This window comes from Arsenophonus sp. ENCA (assembly GCF_002287155.1).
GTDB lineage: Bacteria > Pseudomonadota > Gammaproteobacteria > Enterobacterales > Enterobacteriaceae > Arsenophonus > Arsenophonus nilaparvatae.
Genome location: NZ_NHNG01000559.1, coordinates 1 through 23,680, shown reverse-complemented (window position 1 = coordinate 23,680; position 23,680 = coordinate 1). Strand labels below are relative to the sequence as shown.

At 37.4% G+C, this 23,680-nt stretch carries 24 protein-coding genes, 3 pseudogenes and 1 other annotated feature; of the genes and pseudogenes, 8 read left to right on the top strand and 19 right to left on the bottom strand.

Annotation, left to right across the window (positions count from 1 at the left end):
- Positions 1–89 precede the first annotated feature (89 nt).
- The gene (locus CBG25_RS14610) at positions 90–587 is read left to right on the top strand and encodes a transposase family protein (RefSeq protein ID WP_290607533.1); all 498 of its coding nucleotides are present in this window, start codon (positions 90–92) and stop codon (positions 585–587) included.
- A 176-nt stretch (positions 588–763) separates the two neighbouring features.
- A pseudogene (locus tag CBG25_RS14605) lies at positions 764–1,060 on the top strand (ATP-binding protein); the annotation flags it as partial.
- A gap of 85 nt (positions 1,061–1,145) precedes the next feature.
- Here the strand turns inward: CBG25_RS14605 and lplA are convergent.
- From lplA to CBG25_RS14520, 18 genes and pseudogenes are all read right to left on the bottom strand, one after another.
- Positions 1,146–1,586: pseudogene (gene lplA, locus CBG25_RS14600) on the bottom strand (lipoate--protein ligase LplA); the annotation flags it as partial.
- Positions 1,587–1,657: 71 nt separating this feature from the next.
- Positions 1,658–2,140 carry an NlpC/P60 family protein gene (locus CBG25_RS14595; RefSeq protein ID WP_032115959.1) on the bottom strand — a complete coding sequence of 161 codons (483 nt, stop codon included), beginning with the start codon at positions 2,138–2,140 and terminating at the stop codon, positions 1,658–1,660.
- A 143-nt stretch (positions 2,141–2,283) separates the two neighbouring features.
- Positions 2,284–2,676 carry a 4-amino-4-deoxy-L-arabinose-phosphoundecaprenol flippase subunit ArnF gene (gene arnF / locus CBG25_RS14590; protein WP_290607529.1) on the bottom strand — a complete coding sequence of 131 codons (393 nt, stop codon included), beginning with the start codon at positions 2,674–2,676 and terminating at the stop codon, positions 2,284–2,286.
- The gene (gene arnE / locus CBG25_RS14585; protein ID WP_290607527.1) at positions 2,673–3,011 is read right to left on the bottom strand and encodes a 4-amino-4-deoxy-L-arabinose-phosphoundecaprenol flippase subunit ArnE; all 339 of its coding nucleotides are present in this window, start codon (positions 3,009–3,011) and stop codon (positions 2,673–2,675) included. Before arnE ends, arnF begins: the two co-directional genes overlap by 4 nt.
- On the bottom strand, positions 3,008–4,672 hold the full coding sequence (gene arnT, locus CBG25_RS14580) for a lipid IV(A) 4-amino-4-deoxy-L-arabinosyltransferase (protein WP_290607525.1): 1,665 nt from the start codon (positions 4,670–4,672) through the stop codon (positions 3,008–3,010). The genes arnE and arnT overlap by 4 nt, the downstream gene beginning before the upstream one ends.
- 6 nt (positions 4,673–4,678) lie before the next feature.
- Entirely contained in the window at positions 4,679–5,572 is an 894-nt protein-coding gene (gene arnD, locus CBG25_RS14575) for a 4-deoxy-4-formamido-L-arabinose-phosphoundecaprenol deformylase (protein ID WP_290607523.1), read from the bottom strand.
- Positions 5,572–7,572, bottom strand: coding sequence for a bifunctional UDP-4-amino-4-deoxy-L-arabinose formyltransferase/UDP-glucuronic acid oxidase ArnA (gene arnA / locus CBG25_RS14570; protein WP_290607521.1), 2,001 nt, complete (start codon positions 7,570–7,572; stop codon positions 5,572–5,574). The genes arnD and arnA overlap by 1 nt, the downstream gene beginning before the upstream one ends.
- Positions 7,572–8,564, bottom strand: coding sequence for an undecaprenyl-phosphate 4-deoxy-4-formamido-L-arabinose transferase (gene arnC, locus CBG25_RS14565; RefSeq protein ID WP_290607519.1), 993 nt, complete (start codon positions 8,562–8,564; stop codon positions 7,572–7,574). Before arnC ends, arnA begins: the two co-directional genes overlap by 1 nt.
- Positions 8,564–9,706 (bottom strand): UDP-4-amino-4-deoxy-L-arabinose aminotransferase, encoded by a 1,143-nt coding sequence (gene arnB, locus CBG25_RS14560; protein ID WP_290607517.1) that lies wholly within the window; start codon positions 9,704–9,706, stop codon positions 8,564–8,566. Before arnB ends, arnC begins: the two co-directional genes overlap by 1 nt.
- Before the next feature lie 384 nt (positions 9,707–10,090).
- Positions 10,091–10,387, bottom strand: coding sequence for an integration host factor subunit alpha (gene ihfA / locus CBG25_RS14555; protein ID WP_032115967.1), 297 nt, complete (start codon positions 10,385–10,387; stop codon positions 10,091–10,093).
- 4 nt (positions 10,388–10,391) lie between these two features.
- Positions 10,392–12,779 carry a phenylalanine--tRNA ligase subunit beta gene (gene pheT / locus CBG25_RS14550; RefSeq protein ID WP_290607514.1) on the bottom strand — a complete coding sequence of 796 codons (2,388 nt, stop codon included), beginning with the start codon at positions 12,777–12,779 and terminating at the stop codon, positions 10,392–10,394.
- A gap of 14 nt (positions 12,780–12,793) precedes the next feature.
- Positions 12,794–13,777: a phenylalanine--tRNA ligase subunit alpha gene (gene pheS / locus CBG25_RS14545; protein ID WP_290607512.1), complete on the bottom strand. Its 984-nt coding sequence runs from the start codon at positions 13,775–13,777 to the stop codon at positions 12,794–12,796.
- Between the two features lie 65 nt (positions 13,778–13,842).
- Positions 13,843–13,965: a sequence feature (Phe leader region), on the bottom strand.
- Positions 13,917–13,961 carry a pheST operon leader peptide PheM gene (pheM, locus tag CBG25_RS21490; protein WP_225507512.1) on the bottom strand — a complete coding sequence of 15 codons (45 nt, stop codon included), beginning with the start codon at positions 13,959–13,961 and terminating at the stop codon, positions 13,917–13,919. (Overlaps the previous feature by 45 nt.)
- Positions 13,966–14,057: 92 nt before the next feature.
- Positions 14,058–14,414 (bottom strand): 50S ribosomal protein L20, encoded by a 357-nt coding sequence (rplT, locus tag CBG25_RS14540; RefSeq protein ID WP_290607510.1) that lies wholly within the window; start codon positions 14,412–14,414, stop codon positions 14,058–14,060.
- 57 nt (positions 14,415–14,471) lie between these two features.
- A complete protein-coding gene (gene rpmI, locus CBG25_RS14535) occupies positions 14,472–14,669 on the bottom strand; it encodes a 50S ribosomal protein L35 (RefSeq protein ID WP_026821653.1) in 198 nt (65 codons plus the stop codon).
- Between the two features lie 87 nt (positions 14,670–14,756).
- A complete protein-coding gene (infC, locus tag CBG25_RS14530) occupies positions 14,757–15,296 on the bottom strand; it encodes a translation initiation factor IF-3 (RefSeq protein ID WP_072012869.1) in 540 nt (179 codons plus the stop codon).
- A 3-nt stretch (positions 15,297–15,299) separates the two neighbouring features.
- Positions 15,300–17,222, bottom strand: a complete 1,923-nt coding sequence (gene thrS / locus CBG25_RS14525) for a threonine--tRNA ligase (RefSeq protein WP_290607508.1) — start codon at positions 17,220–17,222, stop codon at positions 15,300–15,302.
- Between the two features lie 445 nt (positions 17,223–17,667).
- Positions 17,668–18,327, bottom strand: coding sequence for a transglycosylase SLT domain-containing protein (locus CBG25_RS14520; protein WP_290607506.1), 660 nt, complete (start codon positions 18,325–18,327; stop codon positions 17,668–17,670).
- A gap of 214 nt (positions 18,328–18,541) precedes the next feature.
- Here CBG25_RS14520 and CBG25_RS14515 point away from each other — a divergent pair, with 214 nt between their 5' ends.
- Genes CBG25_RS14515 through CBG25_RS14500 form a run of 4 tightly spaced genes read left to right on the top strand, consistent with a single transcriptional unit; the run spans position 18,542 to position 22,090 of the window.
- Positions 18,542–19,453, top strand: coding sequence for a metal ABC transporter substrate-binding protein (locus tag CBG25_RS14515; RefSeq protein ID WP_290607504.1), 912 nt, complete (start codon positions 18,542–18,544; stop codon positions 19,451–19,453).
- Between the two features lie 2 nt (positions 19,454–19,455).
- Entirely contained in the window at positions 19,456–20,340 is an 885-nt protein-coding gene (locus CBG25_RS14510) for a manganese/iron ABC transporter ATP-binding protein (RefSeq protein ID WP_290607502.1), read from the top strand.
- Between the two features lie 3 nt (positions 20,341–20,343).
- Positions 20,344–21,234, top strand: coding sequence for a metal ABC transporter permease (locus tag CBG25_RS14505; RefSeq protein WP_290607500.1), 891 nt, complete (start codon positions 20,344–20,346; stop codon positions 21,232–21,234).
- Positions 21,227–22,090, top strand: coding sequence for a metal ABC transporter permease (locus tag CBG25_RS14500; RefSeq protein ID WP_290607498.1), 864 nt, complete (start codon positions 21,227–21,229; stop codon positions 22,088–22,090). The genes CBG25_RS14505 and CBG25_RS14500 overlap by 8 nt, the downstream gene beginning before the upstream one ends.
- Positions 22,091–22,595: 505 nt before the next feature.
- Here the strand turns inward: CBG25_RS14500 and CBG25_RS14495 are convergent.
- A complete protein-coding gene (locus CBG25_RS14495) occupies positions 22,596–23,135 on the bottom strand; it encodes a YniB family protein (protein ID WP_290607496.1) in 540 nt (179 codons plus the stop codon).
- Between the two features lie 179 nt (positions 23,136–23,314).
- Here CBG25_RS14495 and CBG25_RS14490 point away from each other — a divergent pair.
- Positions 23,315–23,422 (top strand): annotated as a pseudogene (locus CBG25_RS14490) (hexitol phosphatase HxpB); the annotation flags it as partial.
- A gap of 61 nt (positions 23,423–23,483) precedes the next feature.
- Positions 23,484–23,680 (top strand): hypothetical protein (locus tag CBG25_RS14485; RefSeq protein ID WP_290604058.1); only part of this gene is annotated, 197 nt, incomplete at its 3' end.

Here is a 23,680-nt window from a genome sequence, read left to right as displayed (position 1 = left end):
ACATAAACGATTATCTCGTAACAGCCGCTCTTTGTTGATCATTTCAAACCTTTATTCTCTAAGTTAAACCTCTTTTTATTCTCAATAGCGTGACAAAAAATGCAAGTCTCTATTCAGCAACTAGTTTTAAGAATCTGCGTCGGCGAAAAAAAATGTATTCGGGAAAGAAAAGACAGACCACTCGAAAAGGGCTTATTATGACTGACGAAACAAGGCAAATTGGATTTATCCCCATGAGCAAAAATGGGCGCCGTCACGATAAACGCTTACTCGATAAAGTCGATATAATTCGCCATATTCCTCCTGAGGTAACCATCTGGGCAGATACCGGTTTTCAAGGTATAGATAAACAGCATCCTAATACACAAATCCCAAAAAAAGGAACTCGAAAAAGACCTTTATCGCCTGAACAAAAACAAGAAAATAAAATAATCTCGGGCATCCGTATTACAGTTGAACACGCCATCGCGGGTATCAAGCGCCTCGGTTGCATGACCCAAATTTTACGGAATCGTAGACCCTTTATTGATGATACCTTCTTACTCCTTAGCGCAGGTCTTTGGAATTTCCATCTCAGAACAGCGTAAAATTTACTTCAATCACCGAAACACCCTTATTTCACTATTAAGCAACACGCTTAGTATCTTACACTGCTTACTTGCAAGAATATTTTATAGATATCTTTAATGCATGGATAACCGGACAAAATATGAACATCCTGATTTTTTCTTGTTTTTAAATTTATACTTCTTTTTTAGAGACTGCGAAACTCGTGACAAAGCTAAATCACACGGATCTGCTTCTGCTAGATGATTGGGGGCTTGAGCCTCTTTCATCAGAGCAACGAAGCGATCTACTGGAAATTATTGACCTAATGTATCAAAAAGGTTCAATTATTGTGGTAAGCCAATTACCGATAGAAAATTGGTACAAAATGATAGGTGATTCAACCCATGCAGATGCAATCTTAGATCGGCTGGTTCATGGCAGCATCAAATTAGAGCTAAAAGGAGAATCAATGCGAAAAATACAAACGCTATTGACTGATGGAGATCAGTGAAGTTAATTTAAAAAATGGTTCTGTGATAATGACACAAAGCGATCTCCATCGATGTTAATAAGTGATCTTCTTCATGGTAATACGCACCGCGATCGTGTGTTTCAAAATAAGCTGATCCGGAAATTTTACGCTCACCATGGGCGGAATGGACAACTAGATCATTTCGACCTGAAACTTGAGCCTTTATCCCAACCTCAGCTAGTCCGGCAATAATAATTTGTGTTGAAATAGTTTTATCATAGGCTGGTTTACCCGGCATAAAGGTAAAACAGGTGTTTCCCAAATCATGAAAAACCGCACCACCACCACTGCGGCGGCGAGCTAGTTTGACTCCATCTTGGGCCATTTTACGTGTATTACACTCTTTCCATGGATTTTGTGCCCGACCAATAACGACAGTATTATTATTGCGCCAAAGAAACATAATCCGCTGCTTGACTGACATTTGGCGAAAAATAGCCTCTTCAACAGCTAAATTAAACCAGGGATCAAATGATTCAGAAATAAGAAGACGTATTATAGCCATAAGAATTTTGCCAGCCTATATTCATTTTGTTATAGCAAAAACCAAAAAGTTATTATAACTAAAAATGACACTTAAATACGGCGTGCCTGCCAGAAAACCTTGCGCCAGTATATATTGTTTAACGAAGAGCGAATAACACCTTTGCTAGTTGAGGCATGAATAAAAGTATTATCCGTATCATAAATACCAACATGTAGACCATTTTCACCTGAGCCGGTTTTAAAAAAAACCAAATCGCCCGGCATAAGATCCTTAATATTAATACGGGTGCCATAAGTGGTTTGAGCTATTGTCGTACGCGGTAATTGAATGGCAAAACGATCACTAAAAGTTCGATAAACAAAGCCTGAACAATCAACTCCACTTGATGCTAAACCACCATAACGATATGGCGTACCATACCATTGTGATAGTTGTTCTTTAAGTTGGGCGATGGTCATAATAGGATCAGAAAGTTGGCTTTTTAACGGCGGAGCTGTTCTGTTTACTGAAGAAGAACAGCCAATTAAAGTAAGGTAAAATAAAAAAAGCAGGTGTTTAATTCTTATTAGCATAAAGCACCTTTATCGCTTAATAGGATAATTAAATAGACTTTAATCAGTGTTTAATAAAAAAACAAGTTTTTATTAATCGGTAATCACTATTTTTAAGCAATACACTGGCTATAAAAATAAGTATTCTGCTCAGTTTTTTAGCTTTATTTTCGCGTTACTTCAGGCCGAGAAATAATCCAAATACCAAGTAAAATAAATACTACACCGACAAATTTGATCAATGTCGCCGATTCATTAAACCAAGGCAAAGTAACTGCGAATAAGTAAACTAGCACATAGCTTAAACTAATCAGTGGGTAAGCTTTACTTAATGCTAAAAATTTCAAGGCAAATAGCCAGCAAACCATCGAAAGCACATAGCCAATTAAACCGATAAAAATCAGCCCAAACGCCGGCAGATTTTCAAGTAACCAATTAACATCCATCCACTGATGATTTAATTTAAACTCAGGTAATATAGTTACTCCAGCTTTTAAACAAAGCTGAGCTAAAGTGATCAATATTACACTACCGATACCCCAAAAGTAGCCTTTCATATATTTAATAAAACTATACCCAACATGATAATAAATACGCCGATCCAATGTTTGATACTGATCTTCTCTTGATAAATAAATTGTCCAATCAGTGTAACGATAACAAAGTTAATACTTAACATAGGATAAGCAATACTAAGCGGTAAAATTTGTAGTAATTTAAGCCAAAATAGCATGCCTAACGCAAGCAAAATAATCGCTATGAGCAGCCATTTTATGGCTAAACTATTTTTTGCCGGCAAATCACTTTGCCAATATACCACCGCTTGCTTTTGGCAAACCTGTCCAATGCAAGTTAACAGGCTAACAATTATCAATAAGAAAAAATGTGTCATGGTTGCTGATAATAGGTCATTATTGCCATTCTTGTATTGCGAACTACATGATCAGGCTTAGGAATATCATCAGGTAGCCCTTCATTTCTACGTAATAAAAGAACCACTGAAATTTGTCCTTCTTTCCGTGACAAGCTAAGCCATTTAGCAAAATTTCCTTGTTTGATTAAGCGAAATTGGCTATCGGGATAATTTAAGCCGTATCTTAATTCACCTGATCTTTCATATAAATAAATATCACCTTGATGTAATTCCCATGCCAAAGCTGCGCCTAATCCAACATTATCCGCTAGCACAAACTTACTTTCTTCCAACAAAGATATATTTTGCCGAATTAATTGCTGCGGTAACTTAGAATCAATAGTATCTTGCGGTAATGCAAAACTTATTGATAAGCTCAAGGCTAAAGAACATGCCGCACCCCACAACCAGTACCTGGCATTGGATATCAGACTAAAATAGCCAATAATCAGCCAAACGCAAAAAACCGTTATACCTAATGCCAGTTTTGGCCACTCCAATGGGGTATATAGCGGATGCTCAACAAATAACCCCATAATAATCAAAGTAATAATTGCCAATATGGCAAAAGCGATATTGGTAAAACCGTTAAATTTAATGGCTGTCAAATTGCGATTTTTAACACAATCAACCGCATATTTTGCCATCATTAATGCAAGCGGTGCCATCACCGGCAACATATAAGTAAGTAATTTACCCTTAGCGATACTAAAAAATACAAAAGGGACAATAAACCAACAAAGCAGAAAAAACATCTCCGGTTTGATTTTTCGTTCCTGCCAACTTTTTAATAATGTACCAGGTAAAAGCCCTAACCAAGGTATTACACCAAGTAAAATAATGGGAATATAAAACCAAAAAGGCGCTTTATGTTGGGCATCCTCTGATGAGAAGCGCTGAATATGTTCTACCCAGAAAAAGTAATGCCAATAATCCGGTTCATATTTATTGACAGCTAATGCCCAAGGAAGGCTTATTAATGCCGCACTGATGATGGCTATGCCACCAAATTTGAGCATCTCAGTAAAACGTTTTTGATACAGCATAATTGGCAGCATGACAATAACCGGGATAGCTAATGCTAAAAAACCCTTGGTCATAAATGCCATACCACAGGTAAGCCCCATAACTGCCCAGGCAAGTAACTTTGCAGCAGCTGTTGATGCTTTTAATAACCAAAAACAACATAGCATACAAGCAGTAAGCCACATGGTAAGCATCGGATCGAGTACGCTATAGGTGCCAACCGCAAAGACCAAAAACATCGAAACATACATTAAAGTAGCAACAAACGCGACGTTTCGATTACGCCACATTACCATCGCTAACCAGTAAATTAAGCCAGCGCTGATCATAGTTGCAAACACAGCACCAAAACGAACAGCAAAATTGGTATCACCAAATATCATTTGACTGATATTATTTATCCAATATCCGGCCACTGGCTTTTCAAAATAGCGAATATTAAGCAAGTAAGGCACAATCCAATCACCTTTTTGCAACATTTCTCGGCTAATTTCTGCGTAACGCGTTTCATCTGGCTGCCACAGCAGTCGGCCATTTAACGGTACTAAATAGGTAAAAATAAAAAAAAGTGCTAATAAAAAAGCACCTGTTTTTTGTAACTGTTTAGTTAACATCAAGCGCTATACCTCATGTTGACACCCTAGCCAACCCTCACGACCTGGAAAAGACGAACGAATAATTTTTCCATGCGGTAAAGAATCAATATCATTAGGTATTAATTCACGCAACGGACAAAATACCATTTGTTCTGCAATCATTCTCGCTAGTAAGCTGTCAAATTGCATCGATTTAGACATACCTTCTACTTCAGTATGAATAGTATAAACAGGCGTTCCTGCATCTTCCTGCATCGCGTTAATAATAAAATCATTAAAGTTTTCATCTTTAACCAAAGTGCCAACAACTTCATCATAAGTCGGTAGTGTTACTGGAATTTGTACAGTACCAATCGAACCATCCGCTAAAATAGGACGAAAAGGATGGGTACCACGGCAATCACTATTATAGTCAAATTTAAAATTTTCTTTCGCCGTTAATACGCGTTCATCGGCTCGCCAACCAGCTACAGCTGAACATTTCACGGTAGCGCCCGTTGCGGCTTCAAGCGCATCCACGCCTAATTTAATTTGTTCGACTAATTTGGTTCTTGGCCATTTACCTACATTAGCTTGCCAGCCTTGATGATCCCAAGCATGTAGCCCAACTTCATGACCTGCATCCAATGTTTGTTTCATTAAGTAACCTAGATCATTGGCTATTTTTTTACCTGACCAGGCTGTACCGGCTAATAAAATATCCCAACCATAGAGTGATGTCGCATTCGATCTTAACATTTTCCATAAAAATTTAGGTCGAAACAGGCGCCATAAATGACGCCCCATGTTATCTGGACCTACACTGAAAAAAAAACTGGCTCGAATTTGATATTTAGCGAGCACTTTAAGTAACTGTGGCACACCTTCTTTGGTACCTTGATAGGTATCCACATCAATTCTTAAGCCAATTTTCTTCATTATTTTTTACCTAATTCTTCCGTCGCAGCTTGCAAAAAGAAATCTAAAGTTTCATTAATAGTCTGTTTCATATCAACAGTTGGCTCCCAATCGAGCAAGCGCCGCGCATTTTCAATACTCGGTCTACGGTGCTCAACGTCTTGATATCCTTTACCATAATAACTACTACTTTCAATCTTTTTAAGACCAGCAAATGGAGGAAAGTGTTTACGTAACGGATGTCTTTCAAAACTGTCAAGTAGCATATCAGCTAATTGAGCAATGCTTGCTTCATTGGTTGGATTACCAATATTAATAATTTGACCATCGCATTTTTCATCTTTATTTTCAATAATACGAAATAATGCTTCAATACCATCTTTAATATCGGTGAAACAACGCTTCTGAGCGCCGCCATCAACTAATTTTATCGGTGAACCTTCGACCAAATTTAAAATTAGTTGGGTAATCGCTCGTGAACTACCAATACGGGCAGAATGTAAACTATCGAGACGTGGGCCCATCCAATTAAATGGTCTAAATAGAGTGAATTTCAACCCTTCTTTAACACCATATGCCCAAATAACGCGATCTAATAGCTGTTTAGAAACAGAATAAATCCAACGCTGTTTGTTAATTGGCCCGACAATTAAACGAGAAGTATCTTCATCAAATTCTTTATCATCACACATCCCGTAAACTTCAGAAGTTGATGGGAAAATAATACGTTTATTATATTTTACACAATAACGCACTATCTTTAAGTTTTCTTCAAAATCTAACTCAAAAACTTTTAGTGGATTGCGGGTATATTCAATCGGTGTTGCAATAGCAACCAGTGGTAAAATGATATCACATTTTTTAATATGATATTCAATCCACTCAGTATGAATACTAATATCGCCTTCAACAAAATGAAAACGCTGATCATCACCAAAACGGGGATCATTAATAAAACGGGCAACAGCAGAAGAACTAATATCCAAACCATAGATATCATAGTGACCATCTGCTAATAAACGTTCGGTTAAGTGATTACCAATAAAACCATTTACACCCAAGATCAAAATACGCTTACGCCGTTTTACCTGGGTCGTCGGTTTAGCACCAACACGCACGCCATTGACGATTCCCATTTCAGCCGCTAAACGCGATCCTTCAACGTATAATCCAGCTCCACTCTGCCCGGTCAGAATTTCAAGCACACCTTGACCACAATCTATTTGCAATGGTTCGGTAGAAATTACTGTACCCGGTAATTTATCGTGTGATTTTTCTAGCACACGGGCACGCCAGACAATCATTTTACTCTCAGCCAAATAAGTAAATGCACCTGGATATGGCTCGGTTACCGCTCGTACTAAGTTATTCACTTCGGTCGCAGATTTAGACCAATCAATTAAACCATCTTCAGCGCTACGACGGCCAAAATAGGTTGCCTTACTTTCATCTTGGGGTGTTGCTGAATAATCACCTATTTTAATTAAGGGTAATGTATCAGCCAAAAGCTGTTCAGCCGCCTGACGAATTTTCTCATGTAACACTAATGCAGTATCTGTTGCATCAATAGAGATTTTTTTCTGTGCAACAATATCACCCGCATCCGGCTTAGCTATCATCTTATGTAATGTGACACCCGTTTCTGTTTCGCCATGCAAAATAGCCCAATTAATTGGCACACGACCACGATATTTAGGCAATAAAGAACCATGCAAGTTAAAAGCACCTTTAGGGGCTAACGCCAATAACTCTTGACTAAGCATGTGGCGATAGTAAAAAGAGAAAATAACATCCGGTTGCATTTTCTCAATACGCTCAATCCAAAGTGAATGATTGACATTTTCTGGCGCAAATACAGATAAGCCCATCTCAGCCCCCAAGCGCGCAACTGAGGAAAAGAAATGATTCTCTTGAGGATCATCTGTATGTGTAAAAACAGCTTGAATTTCAAAGCCCGCCTTCTGTAGCGCCTTTAATCCCACACAACCAATATCATGGTAAGCAAAAACAATAGCTTTCATTATTTTTTTTCCTGATTTTCGTCAGTATCTAGATGAACACCAACTATCTTTTGAATAAAGTAACGGGGTCGGGCACGAACATCATTGTACATTCTGCCAATATATTCACCGAGTAGTCCCATGGCAATAAATTGCGCGCCAATAAATATGAATAGAATAGCAAACAGCGTAAAAACACCCTCTGCAGCCCACATTGCACCAAAAATAAGACGCAAAATAATTAACAGAACCGCCAGTAAAAATCCACTTGCCGCAATAAAACTACCAACTACACTCAACAAACGTAACGGAGTAGTAGTTAAACAAGTGAGTAAATCAAACATTAAATTTACTAGCTTCATCAAGCTATATTTTGAATCACCAAACTCACGTTCTGCATGGGCAACATCAATTTCGATTGTTCTTTTAGCAAACGTATTTGCTAAAATGGGAATAAATGTACTGCGTTCATGACACTGTAGCATCGCATTAATAATATTACGCCGATAAGCACGCAACATGCAGCCATAATCGCCCATGCTGCGCCCAGTTGCTTTGGTGATCATAGCATTAATGATTTTTGACGCTTTTTTACGAAACCAAGAATCTTGCCGATTCATCCGTCTGGTCCCGACTACGTCATAGCCTTCTTCCGCTACCTGTACCAGATGTGGAATTTCTTCGGGCGGGTTTTGTAAATCAGCATCCAAGGTGATCACAAGATCACCGGTTGCCTGTTTAAAACCAGCCATAATGGCAGAATGTTGACCATAGTTACGATTTAAAATCACTGCAATAACGTGATTTGCCGGATTTTCAGCAGCATCCATCAGCAATCTAGCTGAATTATCAGCACTACCATCATCAACTAAAATTAATTCATATGGCTGTTTCAATCTCTGACAAGCAGCCAATGTTCTTTCCAATAACTGGGGTAAGCTTTGCTCTTCGTTATAAATAGGGATAACGATAGAAACTTTTTTTATTTCTTCAAAATCATTTTGAAAAGACACTATCTCGGCTCCGAAAAAATTTCATTAATAGCAGCAACAACGTGATCAACATCTTGAGCACGCATGTCAGGGAATAGTGGCAATGAACATAAGGTCTTCGAGTTCCATTCAGAATTAGGTAGAGAAAGCGATGGATAATGTTCTCTATAATATTTTTGCGTATGAGCCGCTCGGAAATGTAGACCAGTGCCAATATTCTTCTCTTTTAAGCGTTCCATAAAACTATCACGGTCAATACCACAGACAGCTTTATCGACTCGAACCATAAACAGATGATTGGCATGTAAATGGGGATAATTGGGTACATCCAACATTTTTAACGGCAGATTGGCAAGCGCTTGTCGATAATAAGCAACAAGCTCTGCACGACGTTTATTTATCTGTGTTAACTTTGTTAATTGAACAACAGCAATTGCCGCATGAATATCAGAGAGATTATATTTAAATCCAGGTTCAACGACCTCAGCCTGTGGTTTACGACCTTGTATTTGTCGATCGAAGGCATCTACACCTAAACCATGAAATTTTAAACATCGCAGACGTATGGCCAAGGCATCATCATCGGTAGCGACTAAACCGCCTTCGGCACAAGTGATATTTTTAATCGCATGAAATGAAAAAATGGCGGTGCCCTGTTGACCAATCCATTCACTTTGATACTGAGTACCTACGGCATGAGCCGCATCCTCGATCAATGCGATATTGTTTCTTTGTGCAATCTTACGTAACGCGTCAAGATCGCATGGCGCCCCGGCGTAATGTACCGGAATAATCGCTTTTGTCTTAGGGGTAATCGCCTTCTCAACGACATCAGGCTGAACCATTAAAGTGTCACGATCTACATCAATCATGACTGGATGTGCCCCTAACAAGGTGATCATATTAATGGTTGAAACCCATGTTAATGAGGGGGTAATAACTTCTCCAGGACCAATTCCTAAGGCGATAAGCGTTATATGCATACCCGCAGTTGCCGAACAAAAAGCAATTGCATGCCGACAACCAAATTTATGGCGAAAGTCTTCTTCGAGTTGATGATTTTGCGGCCCGGTGGTGATCCAACCAGAACGTAATACATTTTCTACCGCCCGGATCTCTTCGTCACCTATTGCTGGGCGAGAAAAAGGAAGAAAATCATTCATGAGATTAACCTACTAGCAATTCATCTAATATTTTTTTTAGAGTCAGTTGTCTATAATATCATAAAATAGCTTAACTACACATCAACATGACAATAACTTTCCAATCTAACTAATCAGAACGGATTAATTTGTTAAATATACTTGGCTAAAGAGAATTTCATATTAGTTAAGTAAATTAAAAAAACAAAATAAACCCCCTAATAATTCTTATCAATAAGAAAGTGAATAAATAATAATAAGTAAATTTAAAGTCAATGTTAGTGCAATTTTGTTAATAAGTGTTTTTGATTAATAGAGTAAAATAACGAACTTTTGTTTAGGATTATATTGATATAATTGAATAATAAAAAAGCCGCTTTAGCGGCTTTTTAGAATAATAATTCATTATTTATGAGGCTTTATCTTTTCAACCCGGCCTTTCAACTTTTGCCCTGGTCGAAAAGTCACCACTCGACGAGCAGTGATGGGAATATCTTCTCCAGTCTTTGGATTTCGACCTGGTCGTTGATTTTTATCACGCAGATCAAAATTACCAAACCCTGACAGTTTCACCTGCTCCCCATTTTCTAATGAACGACGAACTTCTTCAAAGAAAAGTTCAACCAGGTCTTTCGCATCACGTTTGCTTATACCCAGTTTTTCGAACAGACTTTCTGACATTTCAGCTTTTGTAAGCGCCATAGGTTTAGTCCCTCAAGGATGCTTGGAATCGCCGTTTTAACGCAGCAACACATTTATCAACAGTTGCGGCAATCTCTTCTTCTTCCAGAGTACGATTTGTATCCTGCAAGATTAAGCTAATAGCAAGGCTCTTATAACCTTCCGCTACACCTTTACCACAGTACACGTCAAACAAGTTTATGCCAACTATATGATTTATGCCAATTTTCTTGCATTCAGCTAATACGTCCGCTGTTGCAACCTCTTCTGGTACTACAACAGCAATATCCCGTCGGTTGGCTGGGAAACGTGAAATCATATTTGCTTTAGGAATAACACGCTCTGCAACAGTATCCCACAGCAATTCAAAAACAAGTGTCCGACCATTCAAATCTAGCTTATTTTCCAGTTCAGGGTGAATAACGCCTATATATCCAATATAATCATTATTCAGATAAATCCCAGCGCTTTGTCCAGGATGAAGTGCAGGATTAGAATGAGCCTTATAAATAATATTGTCTAATTTTCCGGTTAATGCCAGTATTGCTTCGACATCACCTTTGATATCAAAAAAATCAACAGCGCGTTTTTCTTGTGACCAGTGTTCTTCATAACGATTGCCAGTAATCACAGCCGCTAACATCAATTCTTGCCGAATACCATGCTCTGCTGTTACATCCGGCACAAATCGTAATCCAGTTTCAAACAGTCGAATGCGATTTTGTTGACGATTTTGATTGTAAATTACTGTCGTTAATAAGCCGGGCAATAAAGAAAGCCGCATTACCGACATATCTGCTGAAATAGGATCCGGTAAAATCATTGCATCAGAATCTGGATGCAGTAGTTGCTGAATTTTAGGATCAACAAAACTGTAGGTAATCGTTTCATTGTAATCACGATCAATTAATAATGTTTTCACTCGTTTTAATGGCAGCGCTGATTCACAACGGGGGGTCATAACTAAATCTGCATGTAACGGTACATCAGGTATATTATTATAACCATAAACACGGGCTACTTCTTCAATCAGATCTTCTTCAATTTGCATATCAAAACGCCAAGAAGGAGCAACCACCTGCCAATTATCTTGCTCACCATTTACTTGGCATCCCAAACGCTGAAGGATCTGGGTAACGTTAATATCTGGAATACAATGACCAATCAAACGATCCAGTTTTTGCCGAGTCAGGGTTATTGTTGCCACTTTCGGTAAGTTTGTTTGATGGCTAACATCAATAATATTTCCAACCTCGCCACCACAAATTTCAACGATTAATCTAGTCGCACGTTCCATAGCTTTATATTGCAGCTGTGGATCAACGCCCCGTTCAAAACGGTGTGAAGCCTCAGTATGAAGACCATAATTACGTGCCCGGCCAGCAATCGCCAGAGGATCGAAAAAAGCACTCTCTAACAGAATATTAGTGGTTTTTTCATTAACGCTAGAGTGCTTGCCACCAAAAATACCGGCAATCCCTAAGGCATTCTTCTCATCGGCGATGACTAAAGTATCTGGCTTCAAAGTTACCTTGCTGCCATCGAGCAAAACTAATGTTTCATCCTGTTTTGCCATTCGAACAATGATCATGCCATTTAAGCGATCAAGATCATAAGCATGCAAGGGTTGACCTAATTCTAATAACACAAAATTAGTAATATCAACCACCGGATCAATACTGCGGATCCCCCCTCGACGTAATTTTTCTCTCATCCAGCTAGGGGTTTGCGCTGTAACATCGATGCCCTTTATTACTCGTCCTAAAAAGCGTGGACATGCCATAGGCGCTTCCACCTGAATAGGAAAAACACTAGCATCAGTGACTTTAGCTGGTTCAATTTCTATCGTATTTAACTCTAGGTTATTGATAGCTGCAATATCGCGAGCGATACCTAAAATACTTAAACAATCAGCTCGATTCGGTGTCAAACTTACATCAAAAATATAGTCATCCAGTTGCAAGTAGTTACGAATATCGGTACCAATAGGCGCGTCCTGTGGTAGCTCAATAATACCAGTATGATCATCCGAAATGCCAAGTTCAGAATAAGAACAAAGCATACCTTCAGAAAGCTCACCGCGGAGTTTTGTCGCTTTTATTTTAAAATTATCGGGTAAAACCGCGCCAATTGTTGCCACAGCGACTTTTAACCCTTGACGACAATTTGGTGCTCCACAGACAATATTGAGTAACTGTTCAGTGCCAATATTGACCTTTGTTAACTGTAACTTATCTGCATTAGGATGCTGAACACATTCAACAACCTCACCGACTACCACACCCTGGAATTGACCGGCGACAGATTTAACATCATCAATTTCCAAACCCGCCATCGTCATCTGCTCTGATAAGGCTTCACTGCTTATTGCTGGATTTATCCATTCACGTAACCAAAATTCACTCAATTTCATGTGATAATCCTGCCTTATCTAAATTGTTTAAGAAAACGAAGATCATTTTCAAAAAAAGCACGTAAATCCGTCACACCATAGCGTAACATCGTTAAACGCTCCATTCCCATTCCAAAGGCAAAACCAGAATATAAGTCAGGATCAATGCCAACATTGCGTAATACATTGGGATGTACCATGCCACAACCTAACACTTCTAACCATTTACCATTTTTATCCATCACATCAACTTCAGCTGAAGGTTCAGTGAATGGAAAATATGATGGCCGAAAACGAACGCAGGTTTTTTTTTCAAAAAAATGATTTAAAAAGTCATGCAATGTACCTTTTAAATTGGTACAATTAATATTTTTATCAACAATCAAGCCTTCTGTCTGATGGAACATTGGCGTATGGGTTTGATCATAATCATTTCGATACACTCGACCAGGAGCAATAATACGAATTGGCGGTTGTTTACCCTTCATGGTACGAATTTGCACACCAGAAGTTTGTGTACGTAATAGACGCGTAGTATCAAACCAAAAAGTATCATGTGAAGCACGAGCCGGATGATGAGCTGGAATATTTAAAGCATCAAAATTGTGATAGTCATCCTCTATTTCAGGGCCGGAAACAACAGAAAAACCAAGTTCAGCAAAAAATTCTTCAATACGATCAATGGTACGGGTTACTGGATGAAGACTACCATGTTCGATCTGGCGTCCTGGCAATGAAATATCTATTTTCTCTGCCGCTAATCGAGCATTCAATATCGTATTTTCTAACTGCTCTTTACGTATATTCAATGAATTCTGAACTTGTTGTTTCGCCTGATTAATAACTGCTCCTGCTGCAGGGCGCTCTTCTGCAGGTAGATCACGCAACGTTGACATCTGTAGTGTTAAATGGCCTTTTTTACCTAAAAACTCAACACGCACTGAATCCAACGCAGCAACATCCTGAGCTTTTTCTATGGCTGCTTTTGCCTGCGCAACCAACTCGACGAGATGTAGCATTGTTCCCTCTTCTTACGACCCTTTGGCCTAATCATTGTTGAAAATAAAATTTTTTAGCAATTACTAACAAAAAAGCCTCCATTTGGAGGCTTATCGCGGTTTTTCGTTTCTTTTCTTAAATGCGCGAAAGCCCCAAATTTTAGGTGCTAAAATAAAAAAAGAACCGAAAAAAAACAATTTTCATCTTTAAGCGGCTATTCATAAAATAACTCTTACTTATAATACAACGGGTCATCGATAATAAAAAAGAGGGAGCTAAGTCCCCCTTAATTTAACTGATTTAAGCTAACGCGCTTTTTGCCTTCTCGACTAATGCTGCAAATGCAACTTTATCAAAAACAGCAATATCAGATAAGATTTTACGGTCAATTTCAATTGAGGCCTTCTTCAAACCATTAATAAAACGACTATAAGACAAACCATTCTGACGAGCAGCAGCATTAATACGTGCGATCCACAATTGGCGGAACTGACGCTTACGCTGACGACGGTCACGATAAGCATACTGACCGGCTTTAATTACCGCCTGGAAAGCAACACGATAAACACGCGAACGAGCACCATAGTAACCTTTCGCTTGCTTTAATATTTTTTTGTGACGTGCGCCGGCTATTACACCACGTTTTACGCGAGCCATATATACCTCCTATCACTTCGAATTAAATTCGATAATCTTAAACTAAAAAATTCAAACTTATGCGTATGGCAAACAAGCCACTACCAAACCCAGGTCACCTTTAGAAACCATAGTTTTTGGTCGTAAATGACGCTTACGCTTAGTTGACTTTTTAGTCAGAATATGACGAAGGTTAGCGTGCTTGCGTTTAAAACCGCCACTGGCAGTTTTTTTAAAACGCTTTGCCGCACCACGTACTGTTTTAATCTTTGGCATTTTAAATATCCACTTCGCATTGTTAATTGTAACTAGCTAGGCGAATAGTTTTCCATCTAGATAGAACGCTATTACTTGGTTGCCTAACTATTTCTTTTTCGGTGCAAGCACCATGATCATCTGACGGCCTTCGATCTTGCTTGGAAAAGATTCGACGACTGACATCTCATCCAAATCGTTTTTGATACGATTAAGCATATCAATACCGATTTGTTGGTGCGCCATTTCACGACCACGAAACCGTAACGTGATTTTGGCTTTATCACCATCATCCAGAAAGCGAATCAGGTTGCGTAGTTTGACCTGATAATCACCTTCATCTGTACCAGGTCGGAATTTAATTTCCTTTACCTGAATAACTCTTTGTTTCTTTTTTTGCTCTTTGAGCGATTTACTCTTCTCATAGAGGAACTTGCCGTAATCCATGATACGGCAAACCGGCGGCTCGGCATTTGGACTGATTTCGACTAAATCAACACCAGCTTCCTCGGCTTTTTCAAGAGCTTCTTTTAGACTGATAATACCAATCTGCTCGCCATCTAAACCAGTTAAACGAACTTCAGAAGCACGAATCTCCGTATTAATACGATTCGGGCGCGCCGTTTGAATTCTTTTTCCGCCTTTAATACCTTATTCCTCCAGTTGATAAATACGACGAGTGCGAATTTCATCAAGCACTCTTTCTGCAAATTCTGTGACGTCAAATGTTCCTAAATCTTTACCATTACGGGTTCGAACAGATACCTGATCCGATTCAACTTCTTTATCACCACAAACTAGCATATAAGGAACACGACGCAAAGTATGCTCACGAATTTTAAAGCCTATTTTCTCGTTTCTCAAGTCCGCTTTTGCACGAATACCAAAATTACTCAATTTTTCTACTATTTTTTGTACAAAATCAGCCTGTGCATCCGTGATATTTATTATAACAATTTGTAATGGCGCCAACCAGGTTGGGAAGAAACCGGCATAATGCTCAGTTAAAATCCCAATAAAACGTTCAAGTGATCCTAAAACAGCACGATGGATCATTACTGGTACCTGACGTTCATTATTTTCATCCACATAGGAACCACCTAAACGACCCGGTAATGAGAAATCGAGCTGTACAGTACCACATTGCCAAGCCCGATCCAAACAATCATACAGAGTAAATTCAATTTTAGGCCCATAAAATGCACCTTCACCAGGTTGATAATCAAATACAATATCCCCCAGTGCCTTGGCAAGATCGGCTTCTGCGCGATCCCATTGAGCATCTGTGCCTATTCGTTTTTCTGGCCGGGTTGACAATTTAACGGCAATTTTTTCAAAGCCAAAGGTTGCATACACATCATAAATCATTCTAATGCAACTTTTTACTTCAGTTAAAATCTGATCTTCAGTACAAAAAATATGCGCATCATCTTGGGTAAAACCACGCACTCGCATCAAACCATGTAAAGCGCCAGATGGCTCATTACGGTGACAGCTACCAAACTCTGCCATACGTAATGGTAAATCACGATAAGATTTCAAGCCTTGATTAAATATTTGTACATGCCCTGGGCAATTCATCGGTTTTATACAATATTCTCGGTTTTCCGATGATGTGGTAAACATGTTTTCTTTATAGTTTTCCCAGTGACCTGTTTTTTCCCAAAGAATGCGATCCATCATTAATGGACCTTTTACTTCTTGGTATTGATATTCAGTCAATTTAGTCCGGATAAAGGTTTCCAATTCACGAAATATTACCCAACCATCATTATGCCAAAACGCCATACCTGGAGCTTCTTCCTGCATATGATAAAGATCAAGTTGTTTACCTATCTTACGATGATCTCGCTTAGCCGCTTCTTCTAAACGTAATAAATAAGCAGCTAATTGTTTTTTATCAGCCCAGGCTGTTCCATAGATCCTTTGTAGCATTTTATTATCGCTATTACCGCGCCAATATGCACCAGCCACTTTTTGTAATTTGAAGTAATGACAAAAACGCATATTAGGTACATGCGGCCCACGACACATATCAATATATTCTTCATGATAATAAAGTCCAGGATGATCATTTTTATTAATATTTTCATCCAAAATTTTAACTTTATAATCCTCACCTCGAGCAACAAACGTATCCCTAGCTTCCTGCCAACTAACCCGCTTTTTGATAACATCATAGTTCGTTTCAGCAAGTTCGTGCATGCGCTGCTCAAGTTTTTCTAAATCTTCCTGGGTTAAAGCGTGTTCCAGATCAACGTCATAATAAAAACCATTTTCAACGATAGGACCAATTGCCATTTTAGTCGTTGGCCATAATTGTTTAATCGCATGGCCAAGTAAATGTGCGCATGAGTGACGAATAATCCCTAAACCATCAAGATCTTTACTAGTAATAATGGCTAATTGAGCATCATTATTAATTATATCACTCGCATCAACAAGTTCACCATTAACACGACCGGCTATACAGGCTTTTGCAAGACCTGAGCCAATATCCTTTGCAATATCCATTACTGAAACAGCATGCTCATATTGACGTTGACTTCCGTCAGGAAGAGTAATAACTGGCATTTAAAATCCTTAATTTACAGTGGTGACCCATACGCAAGATCACATGTATAGAAATATATTTTTATTAAAAGTGAGTTAAAGCAATTTCTTACTTCACCTTGTAAGTGATGTAAGTGATAAAATACCTCAAATAGAGTAAAGGGAATACGTACTTGCATTAACTTAGCGGCGCATATTACCATCATGCAGGTCTAATTAATAGATTAAATCTGGGATAATAAGAATAAAACGCTAAAAAACTAATGACAAAATAATTTTCAGTTAGTTAAATTTTGATTAATTAACTTAATTTAAATTTATTTTTTATTATACAATGAAATAGCAATAAAAAACTAGTTTAGTCTATCGCTGAAATTTTATTCAGTTTGGGTCACTATGATTTTTAGTAAAAAATATAGCACGATAAAAATCATTATCAATTTTCTTATTATAAATCAATCAATAATTAATCTATCATAGCTATTGAGTTGTAAGCGTTTTTAATTTTCCAAAGATAGCGTGGTGCCTGCGCATTAGGGTGTTTTGTTTGAATATGTTGATAAAACTCTTCTGCTGTTAGTTTATTAATTTTATCGATTGCAACATGACGATTTTTATCAAAAATTCGTAATAATGCCCCGGCACCATTAACATAAGCAACCACAGTTGCATAATAAAGTACTTTTGGATCACGAACTCCAACTAAATGATTTTCTTGAATAAAACGAATATAGGCAGTTCCCACGTCAATATTGATCGCCGGATCTTTAAGTTGACTCGAGGTAGGTTGCCCCGCTTTACCTTGTAACCGATACGCATCACGACCAGCAGTAGAAGCCTTAACTTGCATTAGACCTATTGCATTGGATTTACTCACAGCATTAACCCGAAAATTAGATTCCACTTTAATAATTGCTCTAATTAAATTTTCATCAATCGCATAGCGTTGCGCCGCTTGTTTAATTACACCATCGTAAGGGCTTTTTGACGGTACACTTTTGGTTTGATCTTCCATGAAATAGCGTAGATAATCGTTCTGATAGACTGTTTTGGGGTTATTAGATTGTTTGCTTGAACAGCCGATTAATAAAATAATGAATACGACTCCACAACTTTTAAATTTCACCTTACACCAATCCTCTAGTGGTATGATCTATTTAGCATAGCCTAATAAGATAAAAATAAAAAATTACCCTGTTTAACGTTGAGTTGTGAAGAGGTTCTCATATCTGCTACTTACATTACAATTACAATAATTGATCGTATTGACATCTTTCATATATAGTTGATAATCATTCTCATTAAAGTGCAATTTACTACTTTTTACCGGGAAACCACTTATGTATAAAAGATCCAACCTTTCATCTAAGCACACTTTTACTGGTTTAATAATAATTGCTGTTGTTCTTCTTTTTAATCCAATCGCTTACGCAAAAAAATTTACCGTTGTAACAACTTTTACTATTATTCAGGATATTGCGCAAAATGTGGCAGGTAATGCTGCCAATGTCCAATCAATTACCAAACCGGGGGCTGAAATTCATGAATATCAACCAACTCCCAAAGACATATTAAAAGCACATAATGCTGATTTAATTTTATGGAATGGATTAGGACTTGAAACCTGGTTTAGTCGTTTTTTTGAAAACTTCAAACATATTCCTGCCGTTACTGTTACTAAAGGAATAAAACCGATGCCTATTCGAAAAGGGGAATATCAAGGAAATCCTAATCCTCATGCCTGGATGTCTGCCCAAAATGCATTGATTTACATTGAAAATATTCGGGCAGCACTAGTAAAATATGACTCTAAAAATGCAGATATTTATAACCAAAATGCGAAAATATATGCTAATAAAATTAGCAAAATTGATGCACCACTACGGGAAAGACTGGCACAAATCCCGCAACAAAAACGTTGGCTAGTGACCAGTGAAGGTGCTTTTAGTTATCTGGCTAGAGATTATGGTTTTAAAGAAGCTTATTTGTGGCCAATTAATGCAGAAGAGCAAGGTTCACCGCAACAAGTTCGTAAAGTTATTGATACTGTGAAAAAACATAATATTCCAGTTGTGTTTAGCGAAAGTACCGTTTCTGATAAACCAGCGAAACAAGTCAGCCGAGAAACCGGGGCCCAATATGGTGGTGTACTCTATGTTGACTCTTTGTCTACCCCCGATGGCCCAGTTCCAACATATATCGAATTATTAAAAACTACCGTTGATACTATTGCAAAAGGTTTTGGTCAATAATAATGAGTAACAAAATTTTTTACGAAAAACCAAACTTAGTTGTTGATAATGCTACTGTTACATACAATAACGGGCATACTGCTATTTACGATGCCAGTTTTAATATTACTGGTGGTTCAATTTGTGCGCTAGTAGGCGTTAATGGTAGTGGCAAATCAACGCTGTTTAAGACAATAATGGGTTTAGTAACACCAACAAAAGGACGTGTAACATTAAACAATGCTGCGATCAAAACAGCGCTTAAACAAAATATTATTGCTTACGTACCACAAACTGAAGAAGTTGACTGGAACTTTCCAGTTCTAGTTTCCGATGTAGTTATGATGGGCCGCTACGGTAAAATGGGTATTTTACGTATTCCAAGCCAGCAAGATAAACAAATTGTTGCTGAAGCATTAGCGCGGGTTGATCTTACCGGTTTAGAACAACGACAAATAGGTGAGCTTTCTGGCGGCCAAAAGAAAAGAGTTTTTCTTGCACGAGCACTTGCGCAAGAAGGAAAAGTATTACTGCTTGATGAACCTTTTACCGGCGTCGATGTAAAAACAGAAAATGCGATTATTGAGCTTTTACGCTCTTTACGTAGCAATGGCTATTTAATTTTGGTTTCTACACATAACTTGGGAAGCGTTCCTGAATTTTGCGATCAAGTTATTTTAGTAAATCGAACTATACTGGCTAGTGGGCCGATCGAAACAACCTTTACCCAAAAAAATCTTCAACTCGCCTTCGGTGGTGTACTACGCCATATTAATCTCTCTGGTGCAGAACTTCACGATGATGATGATCCTCGTTCATTAACTGTTATTACTGATGATGAAAGAGCAGCTGTTTTTTATGGCAACCATGAACAAGCATCCGTCATTAAAAAGCAACCAGAGGAATAAATCATGTTGGATCTATTACTTCAACCTTTTGAATATAACTACATGGTTAAAGCAATCTGGGTTAGTGCAATCGTTGGAGCAGTCTGCGCTTTTCTGTCAGCTTATCTAATGTTAAAAGGGTGGTCGTTAATGGGAGATGCCCTTTCCCATTCAGTTGTTCCCGGAGTCGCAGGTGCTTATGCCCTTGGCCTTCCCTATTCTATAGGGGCATTTTTTACCGGTATTCTTGCCGCACTTTCCATGACATTGGTGCGCCATATTTCAAAACTAAAAGAAGATGCAGTAATTGGTTTTATTTTCTCCACCTTCTTTGCCATAGGATTGCTAATTCTTTCATTAAATCCCACTTCCGTTAATGTACAAACCATTATCTTTGGCAATATTTTAGGTATTGCAGATGAAGATGTATTACAAGTTGAAATTATTATTACCATTTCTTTTATTATAGTTATGTTTATCTGGAAAGATTTACTTGCCGTATTCTTTGATGAAAATCATGCCCGTTCTATTGGACTAAATCCGCTAAAATTAAAAATTATTTTTTTTACCCTATTAAGCGCATGCACGGTTGCTGCCTTACAAACTGTGGGAGCCATACTTGTGATAGCAATGGTTATTACCCCAGGCGCTACAGCTTATTTACTCACGGATCAATTCAAACGGTTACTTATTATTGCCATACTGATCGGATTTACTTCCAGTGCTCTTGGCGCTTATATCAGTTATTTTATTAATGGTGCGACAGGCGGAATTATCGTTACTTTGCAAACATTGATTTTTCTTTATGCCTTCTTTTTTGCCCCTAAATATGGTTTATTTGCTTCCCGCCGCAAAGCACGACAAGAAATTGTACACCTCAAACAGTTAAAACAAGAGGTAAGCAACAATGAATGATTTGATGCAATTATTAATAACACCTTTTACTTTTCCTTTTATGCAAAAAGCTATTATTACCGCCCTTGTAACCGGAACAGTGTGCGCTATTCTTTCCTGCTTTTTGATACTTAAAGGTTGGTCTTTAATGGGTGATGCTATTTCTCATGCTGTATTACCCGGCATTGTTATCGCCTTTGTTATTGGTATTCCTTTATCAATTGGTGCTTTTATATCAGGAATTTTTTGTGCATTCGCGACCGGTTATCTAAAAGAAAATAGCCGTATAAAAGAAGATACTGTCATGGGTATTATTTTTTCCGGTATGTTTGCCTTTGGATTAGTACTATTCGCCCGTATCGATACAGATCAACATCTTACCCATATTCTTTTTGGTAATATCCTTGGCATTACCAAAACTGAATTTAAACAAACGCTTTGGATCTCAGCTTTTACTATCGCGATTATCCTGTTAAAGCGCAAAGATTTTATGCTTTATTGTTTTGATCCTAATCAGGCAAAGGTTATTGGTTTACCCGTTAAACTTTTACATTATGGATTACTCTCTTTATTGGCACTTACCATTGTGGCATCTTTGCAAGCAGTAGGAATAATTCTGGTCATTGCTATGCTTATTTCCCCTGGAATTATAGCTTTTACACTCTGTCAAAATTTCAATCGAATGTTAATTATTGCAGTTATCGCCTCAACCACATCCTCCTTAATAGGCACTATTTTGAGTTTTCATATTGATGCCGCAACTGGGCCTTGTATAGTAATAACTCAAGCAATTTATTTTATTGCTGCATTAATCTACAGCTATATTAGTAAAATAAAAAAGCGCTCTTCTTTCGATAAAATTTCAATTCATCCTTAAGCTAAGAAATATATTAAAAATAACCAGAAAAAATTAGGATTATCTTGTTTATTACAGATGATAATCCTTATTTTTCCATACAAATTATATTTATTAACTATAAATTGTCATAATATGAGCTCAAGAATTGAAATGAATAATGCAATAACTAGAATGTAAATAGGTAATAATTCATTTCATTATTCAAATTAATATTTTGTCATCATAAAAATCTTTACTAAAGCCAAATTGAAAAGCAATATATTCAACAATCATAGCAAAATAAATATTCCAATTAATTGATTTTAAAAATAATTAATCGGAATTTGGCCAAAGCTGTCTCGTGCAGGAGTTGACTTTTCCTTGTCAGCTTTGATAAGCATTAATTGATATATCAAGACTATTATTGTTAAATTGCTATAATAACATTCAAAAAAATAGTTTTATTGCTTGATAAGTTATTACTGATGATCTTCATTCAACTCTTCAATAAAATTATTTTTCAATTGATTGTAATATAAGAAAACTACCAGCCTAAAATATTCATTATGAAGTAAAGTATTCCTCCTAATATAATCGGTAATATATATAAAATAAAAAACTGCTGGAAAATAGTATGACGAGGAATAGTAATTTTGGCTTCTATCTCTTCTTTTAATACTTCAGTACCTTTCGCTCTTTCAAAAATAAGATGATCTTCAATACTTTCTTTAATAAATTTCAATTGACGATTCATTCTGTTACCTGAAGCACTCAAAGCTTGACCAACAAACATTAAGAAAAATAGTAAAATAAAACCAAGATTAGCTGTCGAAAGTCCCATATGAGTACTGGGAATTGGTGAATTATGCCAAAAAAAATTTAAAAAGACTGTGTTTTGCCGTATAATAAGAGCCATAATTTTAATAAAATCATTGGCTACAGCATTTAAGCCATCCCCTTGTAAACCTTGCTTTTCTGCTAGCAAAACTAATGAAACTACAGTAGACACCAGCGCTAAAGAAAAAATTATCCATCCTAGAACACGCTTTGTAATAGCGATATAAAATGCTGTTTGATAATTCATTAAATCTCCTCATGTTTTTTATATTACCATTTATATTAAATGATAAAATGTTATCAAAAACATATACATGTTATTTTATCACTAACCAAAATAAGACCTCACCTACCTATATTAAAAGATTTCTTTATTTTAAATTGATAGAATTAAGCAACAAATCATGGATAATAGGAGAGCTTTTAATGTCTCATGAGCTATCTATCAAAGCTGCTATTTTTGACATGGATGGGTTATTGATTAATTCTGAACCCCTTTGGAGCCAAGCAGAAAAAGAAATTCTTACACGAGTTTCGCAGTCTCTAAAAAAGAAGTATAAATTTAAAAACAAGAAAAAATCAGGATGTTCATATTTTGTCCGGTTATCCATGCATTAAAGATATCTATAAAATATTCTTGCAAGTAAGCAGTGTAAGATACTCTAGTTTGGCGTTATCAGAAGTCAGCCCATCGCCTTTATCTCATGACACGGTTAGCCGATGGTTAAAAAGTAGATGTTTCCGCCCTAAAGACCTATGGCGATTAGTTGAACCTTCTATAGACAAAAAAAG